1 protein-coding gene is annotated in these 2606 nt (G+C 41.9%); it reads left to right on the top strand.

The window, feature by feature from the left end; all coding sequences use genetic code 11:
• Positions 1-10: 10 nt before the first annotated feature.
• A complete protein-coding gene (locus ACYTXL_RS12860; RefSeq protein ID WP_461925096.1) occupies positions 11-2143 on the top strand; it encodes a caspase family protein in 2133 nt (710 codons plus the stop codon).
• Positions 2144-2606 lie beyond the last annotated feature (463 nt).

Here is a 2606-nt window from a genome sequence, read left to right on the forward strand (position 1 = left end):
ATAGCTAATTATGAAACGGCGCACGTTTTTACAGAGAATTGGCTCAATACTCGCGGTATTGGGGGTAACTGAAGCTGAGTGGTTGACTTTGGGAAATCACTATTATCAAGCTTTAGCACAACCCAATCCGCGCAAGTTGGCATTGCTAATAGGTATTAACCAATACCCACAAATCCCAACCCTCAGTGGTTGTCTCACCGATGTGGAACTGCAAAGAGAACTTTTGATTCATCGCTTTGGCTTCCAAGGGTCAGATATCCTAACCTTAACTGAGGAAGAAGCTAGCAGGGAATTCATTGAGGCGGCTTTTTCGGATCATTTGAGTAAGCAAGCTAAACCCAGTGATGTAGTTGTCTTCCACTTTAGCGGCTATGGCAGTCGTGTAAAATTGCAAACATCGCCAGATACAATGCAAAATGCTCTGGTGCCAGCTAATGGAACTAAGAAACCACAAGACGAGAAAATAGTCAACTATGTATTAGAAGAAACTCTACTGCTATTATTGCGATCGCTCCCCACACACCAAGTAACAGCAGTATTGGATACTAGCTATTATGCTCCTAGTACAGCCTTAGGATTAAAAACTCGCGCCCTTCAAGAGTTAGTAGAAGCAAAGCTAGTAGTAGATGAACTCGACTTGCTCAAAGAACTTAAAACTCAAAACTTACCCAGCACTCCTGTTGTCTTAACAGCTACCTCAAATCCAAAGCAGTCGGCGAGAGAAGGACTCTTTTCTGGTTTTAGTGCCGGGTTATTTACCTACGCCTTAACGCAGTATTTGTGGGAATTTACCCCAGCTACCACAATTCAAGTCGCCCTCTCTCAGGTGGAAAATTCTCTATCCAATTTGGGTAGTAAACAGCAACCAGCGTTATTAAGTAATCAGAAAAATCAACATATAACGTCTCTAGTTCCAGACAATCTCATTGGTACAGAAGGCGCGGTGAATGCTATTGAAGACGACGGCAAAACAGTCCATCTGTGGTTGGCAGGATTACCTCCACAAGTGCTGCTATACTACGGAGTGAATTCTCGATTGACCCTAGCAACAGGAGAAGAGTTAATATTGCGATCGCGCACTGGGTTAACAGCAAAAGCGCAAATTTCCAAAATTGATCGTACAACTCCTCTGCAAGTCGGGGAACTTGTCCAAGAAGCTGTCCGAGTTTTACCCAGGAATATTAATTTAACAATTGCTTTGGATACTGGATTAGAAAGAATTGAGCGGGTAGACGCTATCAGTGCTTTTGCTGCATTTTCGCGTGTGTCCACCGTAGTAATAGGGGAAAAACCAGCTGATTATCTATTTGCCAAGCTACAGCAAACGCCTAGTCGTTATGGTCTATTTTCTCTTGGTGGCGAGCTAGTTCCCAATAGCACCGGAGAAGTAGGAGAAGCAGTAAAATTAACAGTGCAGAGGTTAGCACCGAAATTATCAACCTTGCTAGCGGCCAAGTTATGGCGACTTACAGAAAATCAACGTTCTTCCCGCTTGCCTCTCAAGGCAACCTTAGAAATAATTACTGACATATTGCCAAGTGTCGTCATGCAGCGCGAAACAGTCCGAACTTTCAAAACTGAAACTTCGATTGAAAAATCACTACAGACGCGATTAATCGCGTCTCTGCCCACTGCGATTGTGCCTATGGGTAGTCGAATGCAATATCGAGTCGAAAACCACAGCGATCGTCCAGTATATTTAATCTTGCTAGGATTAAACAATAATCATACAGCAATTGCCTTCTACTCTTTGGAAACCCCTCAAGAACCAAACACTGCGGACACTAAGCCCCTCCTCAAACAAGTCGTCATCCCTCCAGGCGAAACCCTCACCCTACCTCAAACTAATACTGCTTCCGAATGGGTGATTTCAGGGCTAGCTTTATTTTACGAACAACAACTGATTCTTAGTACTGCCCCTTTTAGCGAAACTCTCGCCGCTTTGAACACTGGAAAGTATTCCACAGCCGAACAAAGTCCGATTAGCCCATTGTTGAATTCCTTAGACGTTGCCCAAACCTTGCTACAAGACTTGCATAACGCCAGCACCCTCAAAACGGGGATGAACGGCACAGCAGCCGACTCATATATCTTAGATGTGAATAATTGGGCAAGTTTTAGCTTTAGTTTTCAAGTAGTGTAAATATAGAATTTAGTAGCTGACTATTGGCAGACTTTGAGATATTTTTAATATGTGCGATCGCCTGTTTAGTTTACTGTGTAATAATATTAGCCAAAATCCTATTTAAGTAATTTAATTTTTTATTTATTGGATGTTTTTAGCATCTCACATTAATTAGATTGTAGTAAAATATTTTATACCACCCAAATACTGTTTATTATAACTTTACTTGTATCTCTGTTGATGAGCAACAGTGTTTTACTTGAGTGCTTTCTTCATAAAGTATAACTACAATCCACAAAATAGCTCAATTAAATAGGACTTACTGATAAGAGATCCCCCAACCCCCTTAAAAAGTTGGCTCTTTAAGATTCACCCTTTTAAGGGGGCTAGGGCGTGTTTTCAAACTCGTTATATCCTATAAAAAAAGGCGATCGCTGTCTAGTCATGATCAACCGAGGAGACTTAAGTAACGAGCAGTGGG

The organism is Nostoc sp., from assembly GCF_054880495.1.

Excerpts from the sequence above, each read along its gene's own strand:
- ACYTXL_RS12860 (WP_461925096.1), top strand. The coding sequence starts at position 11 with ATGAAACGGCGCACGTTTTTACAGAGAATTGGCTCAATACTCGCGGTA.